Source organism: Bradyrhizobium sp. USDA3010 (assembly GCF_056429065.1).
Window position 1 is genome coordinate 167858 of the sequence record NZ_JBWJZD010000008.1, and the last position, 18596, is coordinate 186453.

Annotated in this window: 20 protein-coding genes; 11 read left to right on the forward strand and 9 right to left on the reverse strand. The window is 59.6% G+C overall.

What is annotated here, in order from left to right; all coding sequences use genetic code 11:
* Positions 1–40: 40 nt before the first annotated feature.
* The 3 genes from AC066Y_RS15455 to AC066Y_RS15465 form a co-directional block, all read right to left on the reverse strand.
* Positions 41–757: an outer membrane protein gene (locus AC066Y_RS15455; RefSeq protein ID WP_478274612.1), complete on the reverse strand. Its 717-nt coding sequence runs from the start codon at positions 755–757 to the stop codon at positions 41–43.
* A 423-nt stretch (positions 758–1180) separates the two neighbouring features.
* Positions 1181–1483: a hypothetical protein gene (locus AC066Y_RS15460; RefSeq protein ID WP_478274613.1), complete on the reverse strand. Its 303-nt coding sequence runs from the start codon at positions 1481–1483 to the stop codon at positions 1181–1183.
* Between the two features lie 141 nt (positions 1484–1624).
* On the reverse strand, positions 1625–1894 hold the full coding sequence (locus AC066Y_RS15465; protein WP_478274614.1) for a DUF992 domain-containing protein: 270 nt from the start codon (positions 1892–1894) through the stop codon (positions 1625–1627).
* Positions 1895–2245: 351 nt separating this feature from the next.
* On the opposite strand from AC066Y_RS15465, the gene AC066Y_RS15470 reads away from it, so the two are divergent.
* From AC066Y_RS15470 to AC066Y_RS15480, 3 genes are all read left to right on the forward strand, one after another.
* Positions 2246–3241 carry an AraC family transcriptional regulator gene (locus AC066Y_RS15470; protein ID WP_478274615.1) on the forward strand — a complete coding sequence of 332 codons (996 nt, stop codon included), beginning with the start codon at positions 2246–2248 and terminating at the stop codon, positions 3239–3241.
* Positions 3242–3470: 229 nt separating this feature from the next.
* Positions 3471–4412, forward strand: coding sequence for an AraC family transcriptional regulator (locus tag AC066Y_RS15475; protein ID WP_478274616.1), 942 nt, complete (start codon positions 3471–3473; stop codon positions 4410–4412).
* A gap of 16 nt (positions 4413–4428) precedes the next feature.
* On the forward strand, positions 4429–5733 hold the full coding sequence (locus AC066Y_RS15480) for an ABC transporter substrate-binding protein (protein ID WP_478274617.1): 1305 nt from the start codon (positions 4429–4431) through the stop codon (positions 5731–5733).
* 277 nt (positions 5734–6010) lie between these two features.
* Here AC066Y_RS15480 and AC066Y_RS15485 read toward each other — a convergent pair whose 3' ends face one another.
* On the reverse strand, positions 6011–6310 hold the full coding sequence (locus AC066Y_RS15485) for a hypothetical protein (RefSeq protein WP_478274618.1): 300 nt from the start codon (positions 6308–6310) through the stop codon (positions 6011–6013).
* Between the two features lie 1370 nt (positions 6311–7680).
* On the opposite strand from AC066Y_RS15485, the gene AC066Y_RS15490 reads away from it, so the two are divergent.
* The 6 genes from AC066Y_RS15490 to AC066Y_RS15515 all read left to right on the forward strand — a co-directional run bounded on the left by AC066Y_RS15490 (position 7681) and on the right by AC066Y_RS15515 (position 12036).
* Positions 7681–8151: a hypothetical protein gene (locus AC066Y_RS15490; RefSeq protein WP_478274619.1), complete on the forward strand. Its 471-nt coding sequence runs from the start codon at positions 7681–7683 to the stop codon at positions 8149–8151.
* A gap of 287 nt (positions 8152–8438) precedes the next feature.
* Positions 8439–8783, forward strand: a complete 345-nt coding sequence (locus tag AC066Y_RS15495; RefSeq protein ID WP_478274620.1) for a hypothetical protein — start codon at positions 8439–8441, stop codon at positions 8781–8783.
* Positions 8784–9030: 247 nt separating this feature from the next.
* Complete coding sequence (locus AC066Y_RS15500) at positions 9031–9651, forward strand: response regulator transcription factor (RefSeq protein WP_478274708.1); 621 nt, start codon at positions 9031–9033, stop codon at positions 9649–9651.
* 135 nt (positions 9652–9786) lie between these two features.
* Positions 9787–10299: a helix-turn-helix domain-containing protein gene (locus tag AC066Y_RS15505; RefSeq protein WP_478274621.1), complete on the forward strand. Its 513-nt coding sequence runs from the start codon at positions 9787–9789 to the stop codon at positions 10297–10299.
* A 375-nt stretch (positions 10300–10674) separates the two neighbouring features.
* A complete protein-coding gene (locus AC066Y_RS15510; protein ID WP_478274622.1) occupies positions 10675–11496 on the forward strand; it encodes an LssY C-terminal domain-containing protein in 822 nt (273 codons plus the stop codon).
* A gap of 48 nt (positions 11497–11544) precedes the next feature.
* Positions 11545–12036, forward strand: coding sequence for an FAD-dependent oxidoreductase (locus AC066Y_RS15515; RefSeq protein ID WP_478274709.1), 492 nt, complete (start codon positions 11545–11547; stop codon positions 12034–12036).
* 470 nt (positions 12037–12506) lie between these two features.
* On the opposite strand, the gene AC066Y_RS15520 is transcribed toward AC066Y_RS15515, so the two are convergent.
* Positions 12507–12860 (reverse strand): NUDIX hydrolase, encoded by a 354-nt coding sequence (locus AC066Y_RS15520; protein ID WP_478274710.1) that lies wholly within the window; start codon positions 12858–12860, stop codon positions 12507–12509.
* A gap of 67 nt (positions 12861–12927) precedes the next feature.
* Between AC066Y_RS15520 and AC066Y_RS15525 the strand changes: the two genes are divergently transcribed.
* A complete protein-coding gene (locus AC066Y_RS15525; RefSeq protein WP_478274623.1) occupies positions 12928–13791 on the forward strand; it encodes a recombinase family protein in 864 nt (287 codons plus the stop codon).
* 228 nt (positions 13792–14019) lie between these two features.
* On the opposite strand, the gene AC066Y_RS15530 is transcribed toward AC066Y_RS15525, so the two are convergent.
* The 4 genes from AC066Y_RS15530 to AC066Y_RS15545 all read right to left on the reverse strand — a co-directional run bounded on the left by AC066Y_RS15530 (position 14020) and on the right by AC066Y_RS15545 (position 18193).
* Complete coding sequence (locus AC066Y_RS15530; protein ID WP_478274624.1) at positions 14020–14442, reverse strand: hypothetical protein; 423 nt, start codon at positions 14440–14442, stop codon at positions 14020–14022.
* Positions 14443–14471: 29 nt separating this feature from the next.
* Positions 14472–15404, reverse strand: a complete 933-nt coding sequence (locus AC066Y_RS15535; protein WP_478274625.1) for a DUF2950 domain-containing protein — start codon at positions 15402–15404, stop codon at positions 14472–14474.
* Positions 15401–17107 carry a DUF3300 domain-containing protein gene (locus AC066Y_RS15540; protein ID WP_478274711.1) on the reverse strand — a complete coding sequence of 569 codons (1707 nt, stop codon included), beginning with the start codon at positions 17105–17107 and terminating at the stop codon, positions 15401–15403. The genes AC066Y_RS15535 and AC066Y_RS15540 overlap by 4 nt, the downstream gene beginning before the upstream one ends.
* A 66-nt stretch (positions 17108–17173) precedes the next feature.
* Positions 17174–18193: a type 2 periplasmic-binding domain-containing protein gene (locus AC066Y_RS15545; protein WP_478274626.1), complete on the reverse strand. Its 1020-nt coding sequence runs from the start codon at positions 18191–18193 to the stop codon at positions 17174–17176.
* Here AC066Y_RS15545 and AC066Y_RS15550 point away from each other — a divergent pair.
* Positions 18176–18487, forward strand: coding sequence for a hypothetical protein (locus tag AC066Y_RS15550; protein ID WP_478274627.1), 312 nt, complete (start codon positions 18176–18178; stop codon positions 18485–18487). The genes AC066Y_RS15545 and AC066Y_RS15550 overlap by 18 nt on opposite strands.
* The last annotated feature ends 109 nt before the right edge of the window (positions 18488–18596 follow it).

The following is an 18596-nucleotide window of genomic DNA, read 5'->3' on the forward strand; positions in this document are numbered from 1 at the left end:
CATCGAACACGACCCGAATGCGTCATCAATGCCGCTCCATTCAGAATCGATAGTTGACGCCGCCACGCACGATATTCAGTTGATCCGTGCTGATTCCAGTGCCGACGACTTTCGTGTAGAGATACTCGGCCTTCACGGACCAGTTCGGCGTAAAGCCATATTCCAGGCCCAGCCCCGCGGCGATGCCCGGACGCCAGGACGAGCCGGAACAATCCGGCAAGACACCAAGCGTGCCGCAGGGTACGCCCGCGATGCTCGATGCGCTGGCGGTCGACCTGACGAAGGCTCCGCCGCCGGTGGCGTAGATCAGCACGTTGTTCATGGCGACACCGACACGCGCCCTCACCGTTGCCAAGGCGCTGATGCTCGACGACGTGTTCAGCGTGACGCCCTGCCCGATGCCGAGAACGCGGGGTGTTACGACGGACGAGCCCTTGATGTTGGCCCAGTCCATATCACCTTCCAAGCCGAGCACGACATATCCCTGCTGAATCTGCGCGCCAAACGTGCCGCCGATCATGCCGCCATTGATGTCGAAGCCGGAACGATCGAACCTGTTGGAGAACAGCACAAGCGGGTCCTGGTTACCCCAGCCATAACCGCCGTTGCCGCCGACATAGAATCCCGTCCAGTTGTAGACGGCGGCAACCGGAGCCGCCTTGTAGACGGGCGCCGCCGGCAAATCCGCCGCGGTTGCGTAGCCACCCATCATTGCCGAAGCCGCGATCGCAACTGCTAGCTTTCCAATCTTGTTCATGACCCCACCTGATTGACCGAAGAAATTCATGCAACATCAAATCGCATCGAACTCGCGCAACCCGCTATGCAGAATCTGACGCCCGCCTTCAGTTTTCCCGACTGTGGCCAAGTTGCCGCAGCGGAAGACCGACGCGCCATCGGTGTTCACCACAAGCGACCTTCGCGAAACGCCTCTGGGTTCAGCCGAGCGAGCTGACGAATATGTAAATTCTGACAGTCGGACTGACAGTAATGATGCGGCCAAGCTGATCGATCGAGGGAGGGACGGGCAATATCTCGGTCAAACTTTGCATTGTGCGTCGTCCGGCGAACCCCGCTCAATATTCCGGGAGATTGCGGGATGCTGGAACGAAATCGACAACTTGCCGGAACGCTCTATGCAAAATCTGCCAATGCATAGGGCACCGCATCGCGGTGACTTCTACGGCAGATCAGCCTCTTTGGTATCCTCGAATGAGGCCGGCTCGACAAACGGCGGCTCGGACATTTCCGCAAACCAATGGTGAATGAGCATCGAAGGAATTGCCCGTCGCGGTGTGCAGGGATTGATGGTACCCGCGGTCACGACGTATCCTTGCTCGAATTTCTGGCGAGCAAACCTCTGGGCGTCGAGCTCGGTCGGAAAGCTCTCACTTCGTCTCGGATGTCGCTGCGCCGATGCTTTGCGCACCTTCTTCGGCACCTCAAATGAAACATACCATGTTTTCGGCGGATCAGTTGACACCGGGTCTTCCGATTTGCTTTCCTGTGGGCTCGCCGATCTCTGCGAGCTCGGTCCCGCCACGCACTTTCGACACCACGCACTTTCGACACCACGAACTGGAGCCGCGTCCCATCCCGTCACGCCAGAGAAAAGCGCGGAGCTTCAATAGATCGGGCGCAGCTGCAGGCCGGAAAGGCCGACAGTGACATTGATGGCAATCGATCCCTCTACGGAAACGGGCTGCAACGCAAATGACCGCCCCGAGCCACCGACAAGAACATTGACGCCGGCGGCGCCCAGGCCGAGCCCAATGTCACCCGACGACAGCCAGAACTTGCGCACGCATTTCCTTTCCCGATCATCTCGCAAAACCTCATTGATCGCGGGCAGGCGCTTGGTCCTGAACCGCCTTCTGTTTTCATAGAGCAGCATGCGCGAAGCCGAGACTATGCAAAATCGGCACGACGAACTCGGCGTAAGCGAAAAGATTGCGCCCTTGGCTCACGGCACCGAATTCGCAGCGAATCCGCGGCTTCGAAATTCAAACGCCTTCAGCGCTCCAACCTTCTATCATTCCCCGTGATAGCCGAGACCTATCGGCAACCGGTTGCGCCAACACGACGAAAATTGCCCTTTCGGTTCGTCATAACGGCTTCATTGATCGGCGCCTGAATGCGATATTGAATTACAACTTTACTTTTGGAATGCTGCGCTAGTTTCGAGCCATCTTTCCTGAGATATCCAACCATTGCAGGAGCATCCGAAGTGTTTTGGGTTAGAACGATGAGGATCGAAGATCCGCTGCTTTGCCCGAGTGCCGTTCAAGGATGCGAGCTCAACGTATTTCCGACAATGCGTGGTGAGTTTGATCTAAAAATAGAGCAGATTGGTTTGAATCGGCTTTGGATGAGTCGATACGAGGTAAATCTGCCTCAAGTTAACAAACTTGCCGTCCGGCCGGGCCGCAGATCCATCAGCTTTCTGACGCAATCGGAAGGCGCTTCAATTCAACACTGCGGCATGGACGTCACGCCGGGTGATATTATCATCGACAAGTTCGACGTGTCGCACAAGCGTTCCGGCGCCAACCATCGCCATGGAGGGATGTCTCTCTCCGAGGAGGACATGAACGCAACTCTCACGACCGTCATCGGAGCTGACTTTCTGGAAAAGTTGACAACCCGCGTGGTTCGGCCCCGCCCGGAGTTGATGGCGCGCCTGTTGAAGGTGCACCAGACCGTCGGCGATTTGGCTCGTACGGCGCCGGACACACTGGAATCGCCGGAGCTGCTTCGCGGGTTCGAGCAACAATTGTCTTATCTGATGGTTCGATGCCTTGCAGAAGGCGCCGGCATCGAGATTACCGCCGGCAGGCGGCGTCACAATGCGATCATCGCCCGGCTCGAGGACTATCTGGCCGCAAATCCGAACCGGGCCATCTATCTGACCGAACTCTGCGCTGCGACAGGCGTTTCCGAGCGGACGCTGCGATCGGCTTGCGAAGAACATCTCGGCATGGCCCCAATGCGCTATCTCGCCTTGCGAAGAATGTATCTGGTCCGGCGCGCGCTGCTGCGCGCTGACGCATCCAAAGCCACCGTTACCCGCATCGTGACCGACTACGGGTTCTGGGAGCTCGGGCGTTTCTCGGTTACCTACCGCCAGCTGTTTGGAGAGTTGCCGTCGGAAACACTGCGACGGCCCGCACAGGATCCCGATCTCCATCTCAATCGTCCCACGACGCTGCCCACCGAGAACATCGTGGGACGCCTTCATTGACGCAACATTTTCGTTACCAAACCACGCACAATCGACCAGCCCGATTTGCGCTAGCGCGGCATTTGCCGGAGCTGGATGTGCGTCCGCGCTCCCTGAAGTGGCCTTTCGTCTCACGCTGCCGGAATTGCATAGCCGGCGCCTATCAGTTGTCTGATGGTGCCGCGTCGAGGATACTCACGGGCATCAAAAGGCCGTAAGAGCCGTTCGCCCGTCCGATGGAACACCGGATATGACTGAACGCTCCATTCAAAGCTTTGACGATCCTGGAGCATACGAAGCGGGTTTTGGCGACATCGGGGTCAATCTCACAATAACCGGTCCCGGAGATTTCGAAGCGGAGCTGCTGCGGCTGAAACTGAACCATCTCGTCATCATGCGGCTGCGCGAATGGCTGCCGCGCATTGGCTGCATTTCGCTTGCAGTCGACAGGGCTTTCTTGTCCTTTCCAGTTGGTCGGGCGAGCCTGGAATGCGACGGGTTTGCTTTTCAAAGTGACCAGATCGCTTTTCACGGCCCAGGCCAGCAGATGCATCAACTATCGAGCGGGAAATGCCAATGGGGCCTGATATCCCTGCCCCTGGATCAACTCGCAAGCAGCGGTGCGGCATTGACCGGCCAGCCGATCCTGCCACCGCGCTCAACCAGACTGCTCCACCCTTGCGGCGCGGACCTGTCCCGATTTCGACGCCTATTCCAACACGCCTGTCACCTGGCAGCCCCCACAAGCAAACTAATTGAGCAGCCCGAAGTGGCACGAGCACTTGAACAGGACATGCTACATGCCGTGATCCATTGCCTGACCGGCGACGGGACTGAAGACAGCCCCGGGACACGCTCCAAGCACACCTCCTTGATGATCCGCCTCGAAAAAGCGCTACGCAAATCCGTCGACCGGAAGGTCGCGCTGCGCGGTCTTTGTACCGAAATCGGCGTCGCCGAACGCACATTGCGGATGTGCTGTCGCGAATTTCTCGGCGTCAGCCCGATGCGATACCTCTTGTTGCGCAGGCTGAACAAGGTCCGCGCTGCGCTACGGCGCGCCGACCCGTCTAGGGCGAGCGTCGCGAGCATCGCGCGGGACCATCAATTCTTCGAGCTCGGACGCTTTGCCGCGACGTATCGTGCCGCCTTCGGAGAAGCGCCGTTGACGACGTTGCAACGCAAGGCTTAGCTCGGAGAGTTTCCCGATGACCTCGATCAAGCTACCGGCCTGGCTACGTATCGTAATGGTGAGCGGCGCTTTCCTGCTGGCCATTGGCGCCGGGCTGTTCGCCTATCTCTGGTATGTCCGTCCGATCTCGCTGACAGTTGCCGTCGGATCGCTTGATGGCGAAGCCGACAAGATCCTGTCTGCCATCGCCAATCGGCTGACCGCGACGGGGGCGCCGGTAAGGCTGCGGATCGTCAAGCAACCGGGCACGCTCGAAGCCGCCAAGGCCTTTTCATCGGGCAAGGTCGATCTCGCCGTCGTCCGTGGTGACGTGGGCGACCTGTCGCAGGCCCAGGCCGTCCTCGTGCTTACCCACGCCGTCGTACTGATTTTGGCCCCTCCCGGTTCGTCGCTGACTGATGTGCCGAGCCTGAAAGGCCACAGCGTCGGCGTGGTCGGCGGGGAGATCAACAGAGCCGTCGTCGACGCGCTGCGTCAGGAATATGATCTCGACCGCGCGAAAGTCACCTTCAAGGATATCCCGGCGTCTGACGTACGCCGCGCTATCGCCTCGAGGAGCGTCGACGCGCTTCTGCTTGTGCTTCCCTTGACCGAAAAATACCTGGCGCTGGCGCGCAGCCTCTTCCCGCAAAATGCGAAATCCCAGCCGGTGCTCATTCCCATCGAATCGGCCGGGGCGATCGCGGAAAGCCATCCCGCATATGAAAGCTTCGATGTGCCGAAGGGCACGCTGCGCGGCGCGCCACCGCTTCCGAGCGACGACCTGACGACATTGCGTGTGTCATTCTACCTGGTCGCGCAAAAAAAGCTCAATCCCGACACCATTGCCGACCTGACGAAATCGCTTCTCGCCGCGCGGCGCGACCTCATCCACGAACTGCCGATGCTAGCGCAGGTCACCGCTCCCGACACGGATCCCGACGCCTTCCTGCCGGTCCATGCAGGTGCGGCTGAGTACTTCAATGGCACCCAGCAGAGCTTTTTGGACGAATGGAGCAATGCGATCTACCTGACGCCGATGATCCTTGGCGGATTGGCCTCGATTCTCGCGGCGGCCTGGCGGTTCATCGGCCTGCGGACATCGAAACCGGATGAAGCGGCACTCGACGCGTTCTATGTCCTGGCTCGTCGGGTTCGCAAGGCGGAGCGCGAGGAGGAATTGTCCCAGATAGAGAACCGGATTGATGACATCTTGAGCGACCAGCGCCTCAAAATTGTGGATGGGGACGAGAATGCAGCAGATATGGCGACGTTGAACGTTGCCGCCAACAGGGTTGAGAGCCTCATACACGCGCGCCGGGCCATGCTGAAAGCGTCATAATCGATCTGCGTTCATTTCTGCCGATTTTGCATAGGCGGCCCGCCTGATGGTGACCACGCCAACTTCTGGCACGAAACTCCAGGAATTGCGGCTCGTTCCGCACCCGCCGTTTGCGCCGATTTAGAAGCCGGTCCAGCCGTAGATGGAGCCACAATCACGGGTGTCGGAGCGTAGGCCCACTGCGGTAACAAATTCAAGCCTTGCGGTTATCGGATCCGCGTCACCCGTGTAGACATAGATCGGAAGATCCGACCGATCGACGCCGCGGCAGTGGAAGTCAAAGCTTGACTTCGTGCTCCGGCAAGCTCGTATCCAGCCAGCTCGAGCGCACCGACAGTATGACGCGATCGACGCTGACAGTCGACTTGTAGCCGAAGAGTTTGAGAGACGCTGGAACGAGCGACTTTTTGCCGTGCGAAGTCTCGAAACCGGGATCAATCAGCTCGACGCCGGGACTGAGCTGCTTCCCACCAACGTGGATCGGCAATGCCTCATGGTACTCGGCGCGACGTGGCTGCGGCCTGGGACCGGGCGGGAGCCACGCATGAGACGCGCAAGAAGATACCTGAATCGTCATTGCAGAGATCGTCGTCGACGTCGTCCGCGATACACTGGAGATGGTCGTTACTGGCCGGGTGGCGACCACACGCGCCGGTGCGCTCAATCGGATCAGCCAGGATGTGGATATGTGGTCATTATGCGCGTAAACGGCCGTTTCGGCGGCCCGTCGTCGCCCGTTACCGATTCATTCTAATCTTCAGTAAACTTAGGCCCGACATCATCCGAGGTGCTTCTTGCTGGGTGCACGTTTGCTGGGTGCACGTCTCCGAGAGATCCAATAGACCAGCCACAGTGGTCATCCCGGCTAGCTTAGCGCAACAAACTACTTTGCACTGGCAATGTTAGTTCTGTAGCGCGCCGAGACTTTTTTACTCACTGTCCGCTTTTGCATAGTCGACTCCACGAGGCTTCTGATATTTACGTCAAGCTTGGTCAGTGCAAAGTAGCGCGACAAGATGGATAGCGCCGGAGAAGAAAATGTCACCGATTGTTCGTGTCATGGCTTTGAGTCTCACCGTGTTTCTCGGCCTCGTCACCTTTGGTGGTGGTCGGAGTGAAGCGTACTATAGAGCAGGCGCTGCGGGATGTGGGCCAAGAGGTTGCGCAGCAGCTCGTTGCGGGCCACGGGGATGTGCGGCAGTTGGAGTTGGCCGGTATGGATACCGCAGAGGAGCCGTTGGAGTGCGTCGATACTGACAGGCGCACGGTCGGGTTAATCTATCAACTGAGACACGGACGCGTGTCATGCCTCCAAGCTCTACCGCGAAGTGGTAGAGACGGCGCTGGTCCACGTGATCGAACCTTTCGGTGTTGTTCTCTACAGCGTGCTGTCGCCGTGCCCGACCAGAAGCAGGAGCACCTAGTGTGAGTTCCCAAGAGGAGTTGGCGGGCTGCCTGTTACAATTGATAGATGCTCTGACGCCTCGGCTTTCAATCGTGCGGGATGGCAACAAACCGTGCGTCGTCAACGCGCAAGAGCGCGATGAGGACGGGATAACGGCGGCAATCCGCGGCCCAGCGCGGCCCAATGGTACGTGCGGAGTTTGCCGCTAGTCCTGCGGTAGCAGCCACGTCCATGGCCATTGAGGCTTGTCCTCGATGACGCCCTCGGAGATCACGGGCTGCGCTCGGTGTAGCGTTATTCGCCGGGACCGCGACGCTGGTTATTGTCATCTTCGGTGCGGTAGCAAGCTATGCCGACAACTATTACACGACAAGCGTCGAGCAGTGGGTGGCCAACGATCTCCGTATTCGCGTTTACGAACATCTCCGTAGGCCGTCGCCGCTAAGCAAGACTCGACCAATGGCCGCGCACTGCGAGAGCTGCGTTCGTTCCCCATCCAGTCAGAGGGTTAGTGTTACTGGTTTGGGGTTTGGGGGTGAGCAATGAGTTCAACTGTGGCGGCCCCTTGGGACATCGACTGGCTTTGGGGCTTACCATTGATCGTCGTCAGCGTGGTCATCCACGTCGTCGGCCTCATGACGATCCTTCGAGGTGCCGTCCATACAATGAATGTTGCAGCGGTTCACAGATACTTTGCACCAATGTTTATCGCGGTGCTGGGCGTGGCTGTATTGCTCGCCACGGTACTTCACGCTCTTGAAGGAGCCCTATGGGCTGTATCATATCGATTTCTTGATGCGTTTCCCGATGGGCGGTCTGCGATGCTCTATTCGCTCAGCGCCATGACCAGCTACGGTCACGCAAACCTCTATCTCAAAGATCAGTGGCAGCTGATGGGAGCTTTGGAAGCGTTGAATGGCATGCTGCTGTTTGGCCTGACGACGGCGTTCTTGTTCGCCATGATCAGCGAACTTTCGGATGTCGGAAGCAGAGAGAGGTTGTCCCTATCGTAAATTGAATCGTGCTGGACGCAGAATCGCGCGAGGCTGGCACCCGATGGGCGCGCTACACAAAGACGATACTCAAAGCGTGAGCAGGTGTAAGATCGTTGTTACATGAATTTGCTGTTGTGATGGCGGCTGACCGACCTAGCGCCGCAGCTAGGCAGCTAAGCGCCGCTCTTCGACCTCCGCCGGATCACCGCGCGAAACCCTCTTCAGGAAGCGAGCCGGAGCAGCCGTTCACGAATCGCGATCCAACGCTTGGGCAGTGTCAGTTATCGTCGAGGATGAGATTACAATTGGCGGAATATTTTTCTCAGAATGGCTTCGATACGATCAAGGTCGGCGCTCCCGTCGATATCGTTTTCGGCAATGTGCCAGGCCGCATCCACTGCGCAGAGATCACCGAAATCCCGAAAGGCGTCGGTCAGGGGCAGATTGCCACGTCCGGAACGCTCGCGCGCACCAACGCACTCGCCGGGACAACAGTATTTCCAGCGACGATCTCTATCCCGGAAGAGATGAGCCGCGACTCGCTGCGACTGGGAATGTCTGGACATGCCGCGGCATTTGCCGCAAACGCTGTAGTCATCGGCCTTGGCGTCAATCCTGGTATGGTTGGCTCCCACACGGCGTGCCTGTAGCCAGCCTCGCTCGCTTGGCACAAACTGCATACAGCAGTCAGGCAGAGACTTGTATACTCCATACATGCACGCTCCAGTTGACTGCCCGAGACCACCCCACTTATTCTCACGTTTCCGGTTACTTCTTGCTGCGGCGCTTAGTTGAGCCTTGGTCTGCCCGCAGCAAATCGTCCGAGATCTTTCGGGACTCGGCCGACGAGCCAAGACGAGGGCGAGATTGGGAATAGCAGGTGCTCCCAGAGTTCATATCGTGGACGATGACGCATCGTTTCGCAGCGCGATATCCCGGGTGTTGAAAGCTTCAGGCTATGCCGTTGCCGACTACGATTCGGCTGCGAGCTTTTTAGAAGCCACCGACGCCGAGCCGGGTTGCCTTCTCCTCGACGTGCAGATGCCCGCACTCGGCGGTCTCGATCTTCAGCAGGAGCTGGCAAAACTGTCGTATCACTGGCCGATCATCTTTATGACAGGTCACGGCGACATTCCCACGAGCGTTCGCGCCATCAAGGCCGGCGCAGAGGACTTTCTCTCTAAGCCGATCCTCAAGCAGACGCTGCTGGAAACGATTGAACGCGCACTGTCACGCTTCAGGGAGGTCCAACGGAATCAGAGCCGGCTCGATTCGCTAAAGGCGCTGATTGCGCAACTAACTCCTCGCGAGAGCGAAGTGTTCGCACTGATGGTCCGCGGCAAGATGAACAAGCAGATTGCCCATTCGCTGGGTACCTCAGAGCGAACCATCAAATATCATCGGCAGATGATCATGCAAAAGCTTCAGGTCCGCTCGTTTGCGGAGGCAGTCTCTGTGGCGGAGCGCACCGGGATGCTGACGCCTGAGCCCTCGCCCGATGTCAGGGGCGCTTCATAACCATCGCCGGGCAAGCGCCTAGGGCCGCTCGACCAGGCACCGTTTGCCCCCAGGTACAGTAGCGCCCCCCGCGACTTGATGCTGTGTTGCCCACAGCTCTAGCGCTTTTACCGTGATCCTAAATTCGGGGCACTAATGACTATCCGTTATTGGTCAGAAAACTTTTCGGACGTTTCCTGCCAGTCGACCAGCAGAACCTGGCGCGGTCTCGTCGACCGGGCCGAGGCGATCGTTCTCGCAGAGCCCGACTCGCCGCTGCACATTTCGGCGCTCTGCAACGCTCTCGCCGTCAGCGAGCGCACGCTGCGCAAGGCATTTCATACCGTTCACGGCGCCCCACCCAGCCGCCATCTTCGTATGCAGCGGCTGGCGCAGGCCAGGCGCGCGCTTCTGTCCGCCGGCAGTAATCTTGCAACGGTAACCGAGATCGCTACCCACTTCGGCTTCGTGGAATTGGGCCGATTCTCGGTCGAGTACCGCAAGGTGTATGGTGAGAGTCCTTCGAAAACCCTGCAGCGGAGTGCCACAGGTCAGGCCTATGCTGACCGCAGGGAGCAGCCTTCAGCGAAATCGGGAATAATACAGTTCCAGCGTGACCTAGCTGACACAGACGAGGACGAAATAAAGAACCCGGCCGAATTTGCATAGCATTGGCCCGAGATGAGACGTCCGATCGTTGCGCTTATCCACGCCGCCGTCGAGGGGGACAGGCAGATGGCCCGCAATAGTCGCGCGTGCGCTGCATCGCCCCTCAGCCGGTTTCGTGTTTCCCGTCGGCGATATGCAGGGATACCTCAACCCGAAGGCCTATGACGAGTTCGAAGCGCAGAACCGACCATGCGGCTTGAATGCCTGGATAACGTTCGCGGTCTCGCCGATGGCGCCCACCCGCACGGTCACGCCAACGCGGCGGATCGTGACGAAGTAAGCGACTTACCCGGATCTGGGTCGGGTCACCCGGCCGCAGTATAGGCTCGCAGATATTGCGTCCATTTGTCACGATCAAATTTCGAAGGCAGTACCATGAATAGATCCAGAAGGACTCGGACGCCGCTATTTGCCGTTCCCGCAGCGATGATCGCCTGTTACGTCACGATCAGCTACTTGATTCTGCCTGCGACATGGTCACGGATCGAACACGAGCCCGGACTCTCACACCGGCCGATGCTGACTGCGACGGCGCAGGGAATTCCAGGCGGCCCCATCAACGTCGGCCTCGTTGGAAGCCGTGAAGACGTCGTTTCTGCATTTCATGCCGCCGGCTGGTATCCGGCAGACCCGATTACGTTGCGGACCAGCGCAGAAATCGTGGGCAGCGTATTGTTTGATCGGCCTTACAAGGACGCGCCTGTCAGTCCGCTCTTCTTCGAGGGGCGGCGCGAGGACCTGGCGTTTGAAAAGCCGGATGGGGTGAGCGCCGACCGCCGGCAACACGTCCGGGTGTGGTTCGTGCTTGCCAACGGGGCCGATGCACGTGCCGTCTGGCTTGGATCTGCTACTTTCGACAAGGGAGTGACACTGAGCCACGATACCGGCCAGGTGACCCATAAGATCGCATCAAACATTGATGAAGAGCGCGATCAATTGGTTGACGAACTGAATCAAGCGCAGATGGTCACGGGCATTTATCAAATGAGAGGGATCGGTCCCACGCTCAATGGACGGAATGGCGAGGGAGACCCCTATTATACGGATGGAGAGATATGGGTGGCCAGGCTCGTTCGCCGAGGCGACAAGGCGGACAGGGTTGCCATGGCGCTGCCGCCGCCCGCATTGATTCAGATAAAGGATGCCGTGTTTTCCTGGGCGTCTTCGGCCCACACTGACCGCTCCGGTGCGCCCTAGTTGACCTCCGCAACTTGATCTGGGCCAGCTGAGTGTGGCTGGTCGGATATTCTCAATCATGAAGGGATCGCCATATGTACCTCCTCGCAGATCATCGGCGTGGAGGGGCGTTCCGGTGATGCCGTGACGGTCCATGTGGGTCGAGCCGGCGCCGAAGAGGTCATTCGGGGCAGCCACATCCTGGTCGCGACCGGCCGTTCCGCAAACACGACCGAAGCGGGACTGGATGTTGCTGGAGTGGAGATCGACAAGAAGGGCAACATCGTCGTCGACGATCACCTGAGGACGACCGCTGCCTCGGTTTGGGCGCTGGGTGACTGCGCTGGAAGCCCGCAGTTCACCCATATGTCGCTCGATGACTTTCGGGTGGTTCGCGACGATCTCGATGGCCTGGACCGTCGTACGACCGGCAGCCTTATCCCCTCTTGCACGTTTGTCGACCCGCCGTTCGCGCGCGTCGGCCTTAATGAGGTTCCTGTGAAGGCTGATACTGAGGCAACCCAGCGGCATTCAACTCGACTTGCGGCAGGCCCCGAATGATTTCGGGCAAGGCGAGCGACAGCACCTTGTTGACATGCCCACGGATCGCGAGACGGAAGGTTCCGACGTCGACGGCATTCGGGATAACGGCCCAATGCCAACGAACAGCGTCTCGTTTCGGCTCTGCAAGTCTGATAGCAACAGAAGCCGCGGAACTTCTTGGCGTTGCGCGTGACGCTACGTCAGGAGATCGTAGGTGCCCCAAAGAGAGCAATCCACCCAAGAAAATGCGGTTCGCTGCCCGGGATCCTACATTGATCTTGTCGACGTCGCCGGTCATCCGCAGTGTCCTGCCATCTCCACCGCAGCGCCTCAGTTGGGCGGCGACGCGATTGGCATCGGCCAGCCGCGTGAGCTCAAACTCAGGCGCTTTCGAGCCGAGAAAGCTTCTGTGCAACTTCACCATGTAGCCATCACCAATCGTTCCGCGAACCTTAGGCATTCTAGCCATCGTCGAATGGTGACACTGCCTAGCCCGAATCTCGCCGTTGCAACATCAGCGCGTACTGAATGAGGCCCACATGCGAGAGGACGTCGATTTCACCATCGCGGATGAGGCGTGGAAGATCGGCTTCTGGAACGAAGATGTTTTCGATTTTCTCGCGCTCGTCAGCGGCCTTGCGCCCAGTTGGGGTAATGGCATTAGCCTGATAGAGATAGACGAAGCCATCCGATCCAGTCGGATCTAGGACGAAGCGGCCAAGGAATATTAGGTCGACTGCTCTATAGCCTGTCTCTTCTTCGAGCTCTCGTCTGGCGGCGGTGAGAGCTTCTTCGCTCCGACCGATTCCGCCAGCGGGCAGCTCAAGTACAACTTTCCTTATTCCGTGCTTGTACTGCCTGTTAAGAAGAACCTGACCGTCGTGGCTACGCTATCTCGCCGAGCAGCGATTGCTCTTTACGCCGAAAGAACTGGGCGTGATTCGCCGCATCTTTCGAGATTTCGCGAAGGGCACCAGTCCGCGCACGATTGCCAAGACGCTCAATGATGAGGGTGTCACCGGCCCGGAAGGGAAGCTATGGAACGACACTTCTATCCGCGGGCATGTTAAGCGCGGGACCGGCATTATTAACAACGAGTTGTACATTGGTCGCTTAGTCTGGAACAGACAGCGCTGTGTAAAGGACCCCTCGACGGGGCGGCGCGTGTCGCGCCTCAACCCAGATTTAAAATGGATCGTCACTGACGTTCCGGAGCTACGCATTCTCGATGACTTGCTTTGGCAGGCGGTGAAAACCCGTCAGAGCGAAATTGCAGACAAATATGTCAACGTGACTGAGGCCATCCGCGAACACCACTCCAAAAATCGGCTGAAGAGCGCGCGTCGGCCAAGGTCGCTGCTGTCGGGATTGGTTTTCTGCGGTTGCTGTAGCGGGCCCTATTCGCTGCGAGGTGCCGATCGCTTCGTTTGCTCTGCTCACGTTACTAACGGCTCTTGCTCGAACGGCCGGACCATTCCGCGCGAAGAACTCGAACGGCGCGTCCTGACCGGATTGAAGGACCGGATGATGGCACCGGAGATGGTTGCCGAGGCGATGCGTGCCTATGCAGAAGAGACAAACCGGCTGAATCGCGAACGGCGTTCGAACGGTGAAGCTTGGCGGTCAGAGCTGATCAAGGTGGAGAAGCAAATCCAAGGCATTATTGAGGCCATCAAAGAGGGCATGTTCCAGCCATCCATGAAAGCGGCGATGGATGAACTCGAAGGTCGCAAGGCAGAATTGGTCACCCTTCAACCCGCTCGATGGCGCTAGGCCGTCTTGGGTGACGGTGAATATTATCGTCGCCCACTCATCGGTTGGAGATGCACCGACAAAGCCCCTGATTAAGAGTCAGCTACGAGTCCAGTATATTCAATGACTTGCAGGTCGCACCTCGGGGCTTATCCGACCGAAGATGGGGATTCGTCGTGGCTCGCCCAAGTTAGAAGGAGCGTTACCACTTTTCCAAGCCTATCGTTAGAGTCCGAATACAGCTCAAGTTCACCGCAGCGAGATTGTGAGCCCGCCCAGATTTGCTGCAAATTCCAGTCCCGCTTTCGGCCCTTTGAGCGTCAGCAGAACACCGTGTTCATTTCGCATGCTCACGCCGCCTACGCCGGCGGCCCATGCACCGCCTCCTCCGACCAGCGTGTAGCTCCCGGCGAAATCGTTGACCTCCCTGATGCCTGAGGCGGTGCCTTCCAGCCAGGTCACTGACGCGCCCGCGCTTATGCCGAGGCTGAAGCCGGACACGATGAACCGATAGTGCCGCCCACGGTAGGTGAGCGTGCCGTTCCCGCCGCCACCACCCACGACGAGAGCCGCCTTCACGAACTTGACCTGGACATGGCCGGTCGCCTGTGCGGAGCATGGCGTGACCGACAGGATCATCGCCACAAGCGCCAGTATGACGGGACGCATCATGAATCGCATCGCTGCAGCCCTCTCCTGGCTCAGGGATTTGTGAGGTCGACTTTCTTCCAGGTGTGATCTGGATCGAAAACGATCATGCGCTTGGCAAGGAAATCGGTGCGCGAGCCGAGATCCTTTTGATAGACAGTGCCTGCGTGGTTGACCAGGAAGGTCATGACGCCGGAATTGCCGTATTCGGCGGGCCAGGCGACCAGTGCAAATCCACCGATCATCTTGCCCTTCACGACATAGTTCAACGCGCCGCCCGGAGCATCGGAGCCCTGCGCTTTCAGTATCCGATAGTAGTATCCGTGATACGGCGCGCTCTGCTCGCCGACCTTGTAGCCCTCCGCCGCGGCCTGGGCCGCCAGCTCGCCGAGCGGACTCGGGTCCTTGTCGTCGCGCCAGAACAATCCGTCGGTCTTGCCCGGCCTGCTGACGATGCGCTGGGCATAGGCGCCCACACCCTCGCCGCGATCTTTCTCGGCATATTCATTCTGAGCGTCGACATAGGCGAGACAGGTCTGGATCGCAGCAAGCTCGTTACTGCCGATCCTGCGGTAGAGGATTTCGCGACGTCCCGCAGCCGCGTCAAAACTCCAGCCGTCACGGTTGTTGACGAGAGGAATCGGGAACGGGAAGTCGTCGGGCCCCAGAATCAGGGTGGCCTTCTTATTATCGTCGGCCTTGATCGAATGCTTGGCGTCGTAAGCCGAAAGGAAGCGCTGTCGCGCATTGACGTCGGCGACATCGTCGCCCGACTCAATGATATCGGCGGCATCGCGGCCCAGCACCTTCAGCATGGCCCGGCTGGTGCCGGTCTTGACGGCGGTCGCCAAGGCGGACGCTGCGTCTTCGGGATTGGGGAAGCCCTGCTGGGCGCGAACTGGAGACAACAGCAGAGCGAGCACTGCTGCCGCGGTGATGCTGATGGAAGCAATGCGATTCAATCGCAAGAACGAAAAGCCTGTCATCGTGATGCCTCCGACGGAGATGGAATCTTCGCACCAGTGGCACGCCATTCGTCGTAGCTGCGAAGCTTGAGACCGAGCTTGTCGTAATAGACCCTGAGATAGCCGTCGGCACCGCGCGTCACCGCCGCTGGCATGAGCTGCTCGACTTCCTGCGCCATGACGCCGACATAGGATTTGCTGCTGCCGAGATAGCTGAAGCGGTAATAGCCGAGGCCATTGGCGAGATGCCCTAGCAGTTCGATATCGTGTTTGAGCGCGATGTCGGAGCGCCGTCCGCCGCCACCACCGCCGCGAAAGCCGCCGCCTCCTCCACCACCACGGAAGCCGCCTCCGCCGCCGCCCCGGAATCCGCCGCCGCCACGACCGGCGAAGCTTGCTCCGCCGCCGCCACGCGGCATGCTGGCCATGCTCGATCGGCCGCGCGCCGATGCCGCTGCAGCAGCCCGTCCGGACGACACGTTCATGGCGCCACCGCGACTGCCGCCGCCACCGCGATTAGCCGCAGCGGCGCGATTACCGGCACTGCCTCGGTTGGCGGCCTTTGCGCGATCGCCGCCCCCCTTTGCTCCGGCTCGATCGCCGCCGCCCTTTGCGCGATCTGAAGCACCTGCACGATCACCGCCACCGGGCCGATCACGCGTGGCGGCACGATCTCCGCCGCGGTCACCACCACGGTCACCTGCACGATCCGCCGCTCGATCTCCGGCTCGGTCACCCGCCCGATCTCCGGCTCCCTGGTTCGGACGCAGCACTTGCTGTCCGTCACGGCCGCGGAAATCCATTCGGTCCGAGACGCCGGCCTTCACATTATTGCCGCCAAACCGCTGCTGGACGTTGGTGTTGCTATAGCGGACGCCCTGGCGATGCGCCGGGTTGTGCTGCCAGCTGTTGCCGATGTTGTTAACCCGGTTGTAGTGGTTGACGTAGACGTTGCGGTTGCCCCAGTTGCACCCGCCGCCCCAGTAGTTGCCCCAGCGGCCGATTGCCCATCCCGCGCCGAACGCCAGGCCGGTCGCGATGACGCCTGCGCCGATATAGGACGGATACCCGAAGTAGTAAGGCGGATATTCCGCGTATGGCCAGGTGCCGTAGACCGTGGCCGGTTCATAATAGGGCACGTACATCGTATTCGGATCTGCCGACTCGATCACGACCACCTGCTTGTTCTCTTGTGTTTGAACGCTGACTTTCTGCTGCTTGGTCGTCACCAGTTTCTTGTTGTCATAGGCCTTCGACCGCAACCGCTGAATCGCATCCATCACATCCGGTTGTTGCGCGAGCACCGCATCGCCCAGATTTTTGGTCCAATCGATCTTTTCGCTCATCATCGAAATGACGTCGGGTGTGCTCGCAAGCGCCTTCACACTTTCGTCCCAGGCCTGCTTCTCGACCTCCGTCTTCAACGCATCGCCTTTTAGATTCTTGCGCTCCTTCAGCCAGCGATCCGCCTGCACAACTTCCAGCGGGTATGTCGACGCCGCCAGCACGTTGGCCAGCAGCTCGTCGGGATAGAGCGCAATCGGCGCGACCAACGCTTCGAGCTGCTCGGGCTTCAACAACTTGTCAGCCGGCTGTGCCGTCGGCGCAGCTGCCTGTGGCTGACTACTCTGCGCAGACGGCTTGTCGGCGGTTTGCCCAACCGCGGCGGCGGGGATGGCCGATACCAGCGCAATCGCAAGCAGAGTCTTGCCCCAACGGAACATCGCGACCTCCATCGACACCGACGGTCGACAGCATCGGCCACGGCCGCGCCTGTCCTTTGATCGAGATCAAGGAAAGCGTCGCTCAGCTTCCGGCCAGGCCGGCTGCTGCGATGCAAGATAGGCACGGCGATCATGGATCAGGTTCTCGAGCCGATGGGCTGCGACGTTCACCGCGGTGACGGCACGCTCGGCCTGGTCGTCCGCGACCGGCTGCTTGCGCTGCGTCCGCAGCAGCTGGTCGATTTCGCGCTCGATCTCTTCCAGCTCCGGCACATGCTCGGCCGCCCGGATCCGGGGCCCCAGCGCATAAAGCATGTCGAGTGCCTCCTGGCGGCTCGGTGTCTCGACCGGCCGGAGAAACTTCCAGGCCGCGGCAAGCACCGATGCAAGGCCGCCTGCGATCATCGGCGCCAGGAAAATCGCATTACCCCATTGATCGAGAAAGCTCTCCCGGGTCCCCTCGTAGAACGCGGCCGCGCCCGGATGCACGGGGATATAGGCATCTGCATCGGTGTCGGGCGTCGCGATCTGCGCCAGCCCCGGCAATTCAGCAAGCAGATCGTGCCGTGCGGTCATGATCGACTGGGTCAAGTCGCCTATCAGGTCGTTGCCAAGCTTCTTCTGCGCCACCAGGTAGAATGACGTCCGCAGCGTCGTCAGGTCATCGGGGGGAATTGGCGGCGAGCCCCGCAAGGTTCCCTTGGGTACATCAAAGCTTTCGTAGGCTCGCTCCTTTTCAGCAATCGCGCCCGCGGACTCGATGGCGATCATCACGGGGCCGGTTCGCGAAGTGTGCGGGAGAACGCCTCGCAGAAGGGAGAGATATTTCTCGGTCAGAGGAATCACGAGCAGGATGGCGCGGACTTGCTTGGTTTCCAACGCCTGACGCGCGTCCGAGGGCAGAAGCGGCTTGAAGGTCACGCCTGCGCGCGCAAGATCGTACTCGTCTGATAACACCTTGATCAGCTTCTGATTGGTGTCGAACCCGATCACGCCGAGCATGGCGCGCTTCAGCTCCGTCACGTCAGATATCGAAGCCCCAGGCGGAGCAACGATCAGAACGGCGGCATGAGCCAGCACGATCACGGCCTGGGCCTGAGACAGGTCGCCGACATCGCCACGCACCACCGCAAGATCGACCTTTCCGGACGCGAACGCAGCGGCAGATTCGAGCGGTCCCGTGGTCTGGACCAGGCGAAGCCTGACCGTCGTTTTCGACTCGGTGAGCTTGCCGGCGATCGCCGAAATGAGCTTGTTCGCCTCCCCATCCAGCGAACCGACGGCGACAGTGAGAGTGGTCGGCCGAAAATACCAGCGATAGGCCAACAAAGTGGCACCCCCGAGCATCAGAACGAGCCCGACCACCAGGGCGACGCGTAACGACCTTGGCAAACTGCTGGGATCCACGGCGCGCTACTCGGTCAATCCGGCATTGACCGGATTCTGCGTCACAACATTCAATATATCGGGCTGCAGAAGTTGGTCCAAG

Bases quoted from the DNA above. Each gene is read 5' to 3' on its own strand.
- AC066Y_RS15455 (WP_478274612.1), bottom strand. From the start codon at position 757: ATGAACAAGATTGGAAAGCTAGCAGTTGCGATCGCGGCTTCGGCAATG.
- AC066Y_RS15465 (WP_478274614.1), bottom strand. From the start codon at position 1,894: ATGCTGCTCTATGAAAACAGAAGGCGGTTCAGGACCAAGCGCCTGCCC.
- AC066Y_RS15470 (WP_478274615.1), top strand. From the start codon at position 2,246: ATGAGGATCGAAGATCCGCTGCTTTGCCCGAGTGCCGTTCAAGGATGC.
- AC066Y_RS15475 (WP_478274616.1), top strand. From the start codon at position 3,471: ATGACTGAACGCTCCATTCAAAGCTTTGACGATCCTGGAGCATACGAA.
- AC066Y_RS15480 (WP_478274617.1), top strand. From the start codon at position 4,429: ATGACCTCGATCAAGCTACCGGCCTGGCTACGTATCGTAATGGTGAGC.
- AC066Y_RS15485 (WP_478274618.1), bottom strand. From the start codon at position 6,310: ATGACGATTCAGGTATCTTCTTGCGCGTCTCATGCGTGGCTCCCGCCC.
- AC066Y_RS15490 (WP_478274619.1), top strand. From the start codon at position 7,681: ATGAGTTCAACTGTGGCGGCCCCTTGGGACATCGACTGGCTTTGGGGC.
- AC066Y_RS15505 (WP_478274621.1), top strand. From the start codon at position 9,787: ATGACTATCCGTTATTGGTCAGAAAACTTTTCGGACGTTTCCTGCCAG.
- AC066Y_RS15510 (WP_478274622.1), top strand. From the start codon at position 10,675: ATGAATAGATCCAGAAGGACTCGGACGCCGCTATTTGCCGTTCCCGCA.
- AC066Y_RS15530 (WP_478274624.1), bottom strand. From the start codon at position 14,442: ATGATGCGTCCCGTCATACTGGCGCTTGTGGCGATGATCCTGTCGGTC.
- AC066Y_RS15535 (WP_478274625.1), bottom strand. From the start codon at position 15,404: ATGACAGGCTTTTCGTTCTTGCGATTGAATCGCATTGCTTCCATCAGC.
- AC066Y_RS15540 (WP_478274711.1), bottom strand. From the start codon at position 17,107: ATGTTCCGTTGGGGCAAGACTCTGCTTGCGATTGCGCTGGTATCGGCC.
- AC066Y_RS15550 (WP_478274627.1), top strand. From the start codon at position 18,176: ATGAGCCAGCACGATCACGGCCTGGGCCTGAGACAGGTCGCCGACATC.